This is a genomic window from Acinetobacter sp. ME22 (assembly GCF_022012315.1).
GTDB lineage: Bacteria > Pseudomonadota > Gammaproteobacteria > Pseudomonadales > Moraxellaceae > Acinetobacter > Acinetobacter brisouii_A.
Map to the genome: position 1 here is coordinate 422,012 of NZ_JAKLTL010000003.1, position 7,514 is coordinate 429,525.

At 41.2% G+C, this 7,514-nt stretch carries 10 protein-coding genes; 7 read left to right on the forward strand and 3 right to left on the reverse strand.

Annotated elements, in window-relative coordinates; genetic code table 11:
• Positions 1–37: 37 nt before the first annotated feature.
• The 4 genes from LVY74_RS06930 to mnmC are packed head-to-tail and all read left to right on the forward strand — an operon-like array spanning position 38 to position 3,363.
• A complete protein-coding gene (locus LVY74_RS06930) occupies positions 38–652 on the forward strand; it encodes a septation protein IspZ (protein ID WP_237814469.1) in 615 nt (204 codons plus the stop codon).
• 13 nt (positions 653–665) lie between these two features.
• Positions 666–968: a YciI family protein gene (locus LVY74_RS06935; protein ID WP_111896107.1), complete on the forward strand. Its 303-nt coding sequence runs from the start codon at positions 666–668 to the stop codon at positions 966–968.
• Between the two features lie 5 nt (positions 969–973).
• Positions 974–1,468: a hypothetical protein gene (locus LVY74_RS06940; protein WP_237814470.1), complete on the forward strand. Its 495-nt coding sequence runs from the start codon at positions 974–976 to the stop codon at positions 1,466–1,468.
• 17 nt (positions 1,469–1,485) lie between these two features.
• Complete coding sequence (gene mnmC / locus LVY74_RS06945; RefSeq protein ID WP_237814472.1) at positions 1,486–3,363, forward strand: FAD-dependent 5-carboxymethylaminomethyl-2-thiouridine(34) oxidoreductase MnmC; 1,878 nt, start codon at positions 1,486–1,488, stop codon at positions 3,361–3,363.
• Between the two features lie 61 nt (positions 3,364–3,424).
• Here the strand turns inward: mnmC and LVY74_RS06950 are convergent, their stop codons facing one another.
• The gene (locus LVY74_RS06950; protein ID WP_151710412.1) at positions 3,425–3,736 is read right to left on the reverse strand and encodes a rhodanese-like domain-containing protein; all 312 of its coding nucleotides are present in this window, start codon (positions 3,734–3,736) and stop codon (positions 3,425–3,427) included.
• A 90-nt stretch (positions 3,737–3,826) separates the two neighbouring features.
• Here LVY74_RS06950 and LVY74_RS06955 point away from each other — a divergent pair, with 90 nt between their 5' ends.
• A complete protein-coding gene (locus LVY74_RS06955) occupies positions 3,827–4,315 on the forward strand; it encodes a YajQ family cyclic di-GMP-binding protein (RefSeq protein ID WP_151710413.1) in 489 nt (162 codons plus the stop codon).
• 50 nt (positions 4,316–4,365) lie between these two features.
• Here the strand turns inward: LVY74_RS06955 and LVY74_RS06960 are convergent, their stop codons facing one another.
• Positions 4,366–4,734: an acyl-CoA thioesterase gene (locus tag LVY74_RS06960; protein WP_269090979.1), complete on the reverse strand. Its 369-nt coding sequence runs from the start codon at positions 4,732–4,734 to the stop codon at positions 4,366–4,368.
• 63 nt (positions 4,735–4,797) lie between these two features.
• Positions 4,798–5,223, reverse strand: coding sequence for a thioredoxin TrxC (trxC, locus tag LVY74_RS06965; protein ID WP_237814475.1), 426 nt, complete (start codon positions 5,221–5,223; stop codon positions 4,798–4,800).
• A gap of 198 nt (positions 5,224–5,421) precedes the next feature.
• Between trxC and LVY74_RS06970 the strand changes: the two genes are divergently transcribed.
• Together LVY74_RS06970 and LVY74_RS06975 are read left to right on the forward strand one after the other, a co-directional pair.
• The gene (locus tag LVY74_RS06970; RefSeq protein ID WP_111896100.1) at positions 5,422–5,757 is read left to right on the forward strand and encodes a TIGR01244 family sulfur transferase; all 336 of its coding nucleotides are present in this window, start codon (positions 5,422–5,424) and stop codon (positions 5,755–5,757) included.
• Between the two features lie 262 nt (positions 5,758–6,019).
• A complete protein-coding gene (locus LVY74_RS06975) occupies positions 6,020–7,399 on the forward strand; it encodes a dihydrolipoyl dehydrogenase (RefSeq protein WP_237814476.1) in 1,380 nt (459 codons plus the stop codon).
• The last annotated feature ends 115 nt before the right edge of the window (positions 7,400–7,514 follow it).

Sequence of the window (7,514 nt, forward strand, 5' to 3'; positions counted from 1 at the left end):
ACTATGCCATTCTCGAAACTGGATTAGATACTCTAACATGAAAGCACTTTTAGACTTTGTGCCGCTCATTATTTTCTTTTATTTATATAAAACTGTTGATCCGACCGATAAACATCACCCGCTACTGACGCTGATTGGTTCACCAGGTGGGGTCGACAACAATAATATTTTGGCAGCAACCACAGGTCTAATCATTTCCATGTTAGTGGTCTATGGCATCTTGTTTATCTTCCAGAAATTTCATTTAGAAAAACAGCAGTGGATTGTGCTGTTTATGACCGTGATTTTTGGGGGTGTCACCCTCATGCTCAGTGACGACTTTTACATCCGTTTAAAAGCGGCTTTATTGAATTTAGTCTTTGCAGGCGCATTTGCACTTTCTCCATTTTTTACCAAAGACCGTAGTCCACTGATTAAACGCATGTTCGGCCCAATCCTAGAACTCAGTGTTACAGGGTGGAAAAAACTCAACTATGCATGGGCTATCATGTTTGTGGTGATGTCAGGTTTGCATGTTTTCTTCGCATTTTTATTTGCTCACGGCAAATATTGGGGAGAATTTACTGCATTTGGTGACATGATCGTGATGTTTTCTTTTATCATTATCCAGTTTGTCGTATTACGAAAACATTTCAAATCTCCAGAAGAGTAAATCAGAGAAGATTATGGCTTTATTTGTAGTATCCTGTACCGATCAAGAAGGTACGCTTGAACAACGTCTTGCATCTCGTCCCGCACATCTTGCCCGTCTTGAGCAACTCAATGCTGAGGGTCGTCTTATTCTTGCAGGCCCAATGCCAAAACAACCAGGCAATCCACAAGCAGGATTTTATGGTAGTACACTGGTCGTAAACTTCGATTCTCGTGAAGATCTCGATGACTGGTTGGCAGAAGAACCTTATCTCAAAGCAGGGGTTTATAGTCAGGTTGACGTTAAACCTTTTATTCAAGTTTTCCCTAAAGGATAAAAATCATGCGTGTTGTTGTACCAAGCTTACTCAGCTTGTTTTTGCTGAGTTCTTCAGCATGGGCTGTTGAAAACACAGCAACTCAGCCGCAAGCTGCTGCACCCACGGGTACAACAGCACCAGCGACAACACAAAAACCCACGACTTCACAACCTGCTGCAAAACCTGCACCTGTAAACCTCAACCAACCTGCCCCGATTATGGAGCTGACACCTGCGCAAATTGCACAGAAGAAAGCTGAAGAAGATGCTCGTATTAAAGCCTTGGTAAAAAACCAATTGACGCGTATGCAACAACTGGAAAAAGCCAATCTCGATGCACTGGCACAAAACCAAGCTTTACAACTTAAAAATGATAATCTGAATGTACAAGTTCAAGTTTTACAAAGCGAACGTAGTGCGCAGATCTTCATGTATGGTGCAGCTACAATGGGTGTCGGGGTGCTGATTGGTTTTCTGATTTCCAGTTATATCTATACCAAACGTCGTCGTCAGTGGTAAATCTAAGGTAAATTCACGTGTTTAGCGCAATTGAAACGGCTGAGTTAGACTGGCAACAGGTCGATGGCATTGATGTGCCCATTTCCAAGCAATTTGGTGATGTCTATTTTTCCAAAGACAATGGTTTACTCGAAACCCGCCATGTTTTTTTAAATGGCAATGATTTAACAGAACGTCTGGCACAACTCGATGATTATGCCTATTTCTGTGTCGGTGAAACGGGTTTTGGAACAGGATTAAATATTCTGGCGCTTTGGCAACTGTGGCAACAGGTTCGCCCTGACAATCATAGCCATTTACATGCGGTGAGCGTAGAAAAATTTCCACTGTCCAAAGCCGATCTAATTCGTGCACTGAATGCTTGGCCTGAACTGTCTGACTTGTCTGAGCAGTTGATCGCTCAATACCCTTTCGCCATTTCGGGCTGCCATCGCCTAACGTTTCCAAATGAACGTTTTAGCCTCGATCTATGGCTTGGCGATGCTGAAGATGTATTTCCAATCATCCCGAAAACTCATCAGGTCAATGCGTGGTTCCTCGATGGCTTCGCGCCCTCTTGCAACCCTGAGTTGTGGCAGCAGAATGTGCTGGATCAAATCATCCGTCTTTCAGATGTAGGAACCACTTTCGCATCGTTTAGCGTCGCAGGCATTTTAAAGCGCGGACTCAAACAGCATGGCATCCAAATTTCCCGTCCACGCGGTTTTATGCATAAACGGGAAATGCTCAAAGGTATTTGGGCTGCCGATGAACAAACTCCACAGCCATCTTTAAAACCATCGCAAAAAACCATCGCCGTCTTAGGTGCAGGCATTGCAGGTTTATCGACTGCATGGGCTTTTGCCCAACGTGGACACCATGTGCATGTGTTTGATGGCAATGGCGCGCTCTCAGGTGGCTCTGGCAACCCTTTGGCGTTGCTCAATCCCAAGCTCTGCCCAATTTCGCAAAGCCATGAACATTTGATGTTGGTGAGCTGGCAATATGCGCTACGTCACTACGCCCAATTTCAAGCGTTTCGTTCGTTACAGGTCAGCCAATTTGACTTAAAAAATAATGGTGAACTCACTAAGTTGCCTGATCAATATCCTGAAGGTTTGCTTGTCGCAGAAGCGAATGCTGATTTTGCTGCCACGCTACAAGGGATCTGTTTAACGCAAGCAGGGGCTGTTTCCCCTCATCAATTACGTGATGAAATTTTGGCACATCCACAGATTGCATTTCATCAGCAACAGGTTACCCAACTCAGTGATACGTCCCCGATTCAACTATTTGATCAGGAGCAAGCTGTTTTACTTGAAGCAGATCATGTGATTGTCTGCTGTGCGCTCAACAGTGCGGCATTTTTTGAAAACTATCCTGTCCTCAAACCGATTCGTGGGCAAGTCAGTTGGGTGGACAATTCAGCTCAGCCTTTATCAACCAACCATGCCTATAGTTATGGTGGCTACTGCATGCAGCTCAATGCGCAACAACTGATTTTAGGTGCATCATTCCACCCCAATCGGGAGGATGTTGAAATCCTTGAAGCAGACCATCAGCATAATTTGGAACTACTACAGCAACTCAGCCCTGACTATGCTGCAACACTTCCAGATATTACGACTTGGCAAGGTCGTGCCTCATTACGTGCACAAAGTCAGGATTATTTTCCATTACTCGGTCAAGCCAATGCAGAACGTGAAGTGTATAGCTTTGCAGGCTTAGGCTCGAAAGGCTTTTTATTTGCACCACTGTGTAGTGAGATTTTAGCTGCGGAGATTTTGGGAGAGGCTTGTCCTGTGCCCATCAGTCTACGGCAAAAATTACAGATGCAACGCTTTAACAAAAAGCAGAAAGTGAAGAAGCCATATTTTATAAAAGAAGTGAAGTTTGAACAGATACAGAATAATTAGAATTTATTTTGATTATTTTTTTAAACCGCACCTTTTTTATAAGGTGCGGTTTTTATTTGCTTTAATTTTGTTCGATTGGTAAGCCCGCCTCTTTTGCAGCGCGAGTTCCACCCATCAACACAACATATTCACGAGAACTATCAAAATCTTCCAGTTTTTCAGCCGCACGCGGAGCTTTACTACCGCCACCACATAGAATATAAATTGGCTGATCCGTATTCACCTGAGTTAATACATTGATATCTAAGTCATTAATAGGCTGATTAATCGCACCTTTGAGATGACCCTCTGCATATGCAGCAGCATCACGAACATCCCAAATAACCGCATTATCTGGGAACTCAAATGTTGTAATTTCTTGTTTACGGATCATTGCGCACTCCTTTGATATAAACAACACTTGGCAAATGAAGAAAACCCTCTTAGCATCTCAAATATTTCATCTATTTGTAAAGGTCTCAACATGCCATCATTTGATATTGTATCTGAACTTGAGCTATTTGAAGTCAATCACGCGGTACAAAATACACAAAAAGAGATTGCAACACGCTTCGACTTTCGTGGTCAGGACGTTTCAATTGAAATCAATGAAAAAGCGAAAGAAATTAAAATTTCAACTGAAAGTGATTTCCAGTGTGAGCAAGTTTATAACATGCTCGAAAATCATTTTTACAAACGTAAAATTGATACCCAAGCGCTAGACCCACAAAAAGCCACTGCTTCTGGCAAAAATGTCATTCAAGTCATTAAACTCAAAGATGGCCTAGATTCAGATACCGCGAAAAAAATTAACAAATCGATTAAAGAAAGTGGCATCAAAGCTCAGTCCTCTATTCAAGGGGACAAAATCCGCGTAACAGACAAAAAACGCGATACATTACAACAAGTAATGAACCACTTACGTGAACAGCAATTTGGTGTTCCTTTACAGTTTAATAACTTTAAAGACTAAATCTGAATAAAAAAATCCCCGTTCAATACGGGGATTTTTTGCAACAAAATTTAAGCAGATACTTGGCTCAAGAACTTTTGCTTGGCTTCTTCTGGAATCTGACGTTTATGCCCTTCAGCATCAACAGCAACAAAAGTGAAAATCCCTTGAGTAATGCGCTTAGGCTCACGTGAAGTATCGTGACTGTCCCACACTTCAATTTGCATTTGAATTGAAGTATTTCCCACTTTCAGAATTTTGGTATAACAGCTCACCACATCGCCCACTTTCACAGGAACTAGAAAAGTCATTTCATGAATCGAAATGGTCGCACAACGCCCTTTACTAAAACGCTCCGCATGGATTGCACCAGCCAAATCCATCTGTGACACAATCCAGCCACCAAACACATCACCGCTCCAGTTGGTATCTGCTGGCATCGCGATGGTTTGTAAAGATAAGATTCCTTCAGGTATTTTGCTTGATTCAGTCACGTCAGTTCCCTATTTGATCAGTTGTTGGTCTAGCCATTGTTTTAATTCGCTAGCGCGTAATGCACCGCTTATTCTAGCAATTTCGTTGGTTTTATTCATCAACACTAAGGTTGGAATACTTCGTACATGAAATGCCTGACTTAAACGAGGGTTTTCTTCCGTGTTAATTTTGGCAAAAATAACCTGAGGATATTGTTTCGCCACTTCTACAAAATGCGGTGCCATCATCTTACAAGGGCCACACCAATCCGCCCATAAATCAACAAAAATAGGCAAATCGCTATGCTGCACAATCGCGGCAAAATTTTGCTCATTTAACTCAATCGGAGCCAACGGCAACAAAACTTGATGACACTGACCACAGTGTGGTTGTGCTGCCAGTTTTTCTTCAGGTACACGATTTTTAGCTAAACAGTCCGGACAAACGACGATCATTGGTCATCTCCTCAATCATTTTATGATGATAACAATGAGGGTAAAACCAAAAAAATAAAGCATTTATTCTTAGAAAAATCATCCCATTTGCAACACACTTTACGCTTTCACTATGAAATTCAAATCAGAGTGTGCGCTTTGACAATCAGGTTAATGCTATGATAAGCCTATCAAAATCATATCTTGCTGGAGTTAAGCATGTCTGAGAATGTCGGTTTTGCAGGTCAGATCGCCCCTGAACATGTTGCGCAAATTGTAGAAAAAGGCTTTAAATCTATCGTCAATAACCGTCCAGATTTAGAAGGTGGCGCAGAGCAACCAACAAGCGCTCAAATTGAAGAAGCTGCACGTCAAGCAGGCTTGGACTATGTCTATCAACCTGTTATTCCAGGACAAATCACAGAACTTGATGTTCGTACTTTTGCCAATCATTACAATGAATTGCCAAAACCAATTCTCATGTTCTGCCGTACAGGTAACCGTTCAAATAACCTGTATCAACTGGCAAAACAAATGGATTTATTGGACGACTAAGTCATGCCGACCTGTATCAGTTTCACTGATACAGGTTATATTGATATATTTGGGGAAGTAAATCATGAAATTCATCATTTTAAGCTTAAGTTGCCTGATTGTTTTAAATGCCTGTAGCACTATGGATATCAAACCACGAGCAAGTATTAGCGTAGGAACAACACTTTAATTTTTTTGATTGTTACAAAATGCGATCAAATGCAAAGAATCGCAGAATATCCTTTATAGTTTGGATAGGTCATTTTTCGTAAAGAATAAGAATATGTACGATATTATTATTATTGGTGCTGGAACAGCAGGCATCAGTGCTTATAAAGAAGCCCTTAAATTTACAAAAAATATCTTAATTATCAATGCTGGACCATGGGATACCACTTGTGCAAGAGTGGGTTGTATGCCTAGTAAAGCTCTCATTTCTGCTGCAAATCAACTCTATGCTGCACAGCATCTTGAGCGGTTTTCAATCCAAGCAACATTAAAAGCTCAAACGGAACAGGTCATGACCCATGTCAGACAACTACGTGACCGTTTCAGTCAGGCAACTTTAAAAGATGTCGAGCAATGGGACTCTGAGCACAAAGTATCAGGCGAAGCACATTTTGTAGACGAACAAACCATTAGCGTTCATGGCGAATATTATCAGGCAAAAAGCTTCATTCTCGCTGTGGGTTCAAGCCCCAACATCAATGCAACATGGCAAGCCACCTTAGGCAGTCGTTATCTAAGCTCAGATCAATTTTTTGAGTTAGAACAGTTGCCAAAGTCAATTGCTGTGATCGGTAGTGGTGTGATTGCGATTGAACTGGCACAAGCACTGCATCGTTTAGGTGTCAAGACAACCATTTTTGCACGAAGCCGACGAATTGGTCAATTAACAAGTACAGCACTACAAAATCTTGCACAACAACAGCTTAGCCAAGAATTAAATATTTTATTTGAAACATTACCTGATGAAATTACACTTACTCAAGATCATCAAGTTGAAATTCATTATACGCAACAACAGCAGCCCCAAATATTGCATGTAGAGTACTTACTCAATGCAACAGGTCGACATTCTCTTTTGCCTAGCTTGCAGTTACAGAACCTAGAACCACATTTCCAAGATAATCAAAATCTTCCAGTTGATCCACAAACACGTCAACTCGGACATTACCCTATTTTTATTGTTGGAGATGCAGCAACTGCAACACCCGTACAACATGAAGCTGCACATGAAGGAAAATTGGCTGTACATAACTGTCTGAGTTATCCACATGTACAGCCGATTAAGCACACTGCAGCTTTATCAATTGTATTTTCAAGCCCTGAAATGGCAACTGTCGGTCAAAATTACCAGCAGTTAATTACACAACATACCCCATTTATTATTGGTACCGCATCTTATCAGAAACAAGGTCGTGCAATTGTACTCGCACAAAACCATGGTGCAATAGAAGTATATGTTCACCCACATACACGTCAGCTACTTGGAGCCGAATTATTTGTTGAAGAAGCTGAGCATTTAGCTCATTTAATTAACTGGATGATCTCAGGCGAGCTTATGATTGATGAAATTTTAGAAAAACCCTTCTATCATCCCACATTAGAAGAAGGTCTAAGAACTGCTTTAAAGCATGCGCGTCGGAAACTTGTCCCATAAACATATAGAACAATCAAAACTATAATCATGCACTGCTATTTTTTCGGAACGCATATTCAGATTAAACGAATGACGTCTAAATCTTAAATTTAATTTTTACACTAATGCCCAAAAA

What these genes read in the sequence shown, in the direction of transcription:
- LVY74_RS06930 (WP_237814469.1), top strand. Translation starts at nt 38, where the DNA reads ATGAAAGCACTTTTAGACTTTGTGCCGCTCATTATTTTCTTTTATTTA.
- LVY74_RS06935 (WP_111896107.1), top strand. Translation starts at nt 666, where the DNA reads ATGGCTTTATTTGTAGTATCCTGTACCGATCAAGAAGGTACGCTTGAA.
- LVY74_RS06940 (WP_237814470.1), top strand. Translation starts at nt 974, where the DNA reads ATGCGTGTTGTTGTACCAAGCTTACTCAGCTTGTTTTTGCTGAGTTCT.
- LVY74_RS06950 (WP_151710412.1), bottom strand. Translation starts at nt 3,736, where the DNA reads ATGATCCGTAAACAAGAAATTACAACATTTGAGTTCCCAGATAATGCG.
- LVY74_RS06955 (WP_151710413.1), top strand. Translation starts at nt 3,827, where the DNA reads ATGCCATCATTTGATATTGTATCTGAACTTGAGCTATTTGAAGTCAAT.
- LVY74_RS06960 (WP_269090979.1), bottom strand. Translation starts at nt 4,734, where the DNA reads ATGCCAGCAGATACCAACTGGAGCGGTGATGTGTTTGGTGGCTGGATT.
- trxC (WP_237814475.1), bottom strand. Translation starts at nt 5,223, where the DNA reads ATGATCGTCGTTTGTCCGGACTGTTTAGCTAAAAATCGTGTACCTGAA.
- LVY74_RS06970 (WP_111896100.1), top strand. Translation starts at nt 5,422, where the DNA reads ATGTCTGAGAATGTCGGTTTTGCAGGTCAGATCGCCCCTGAACATGTT.
- LVY74_RS06975 (WP_237814476.1), top strand. Translation starts at nt 6,020, where the DNA reads ATGTACGATATTATTATTATTGGTGCTGGAACAGCAGGCATCAGTGCT.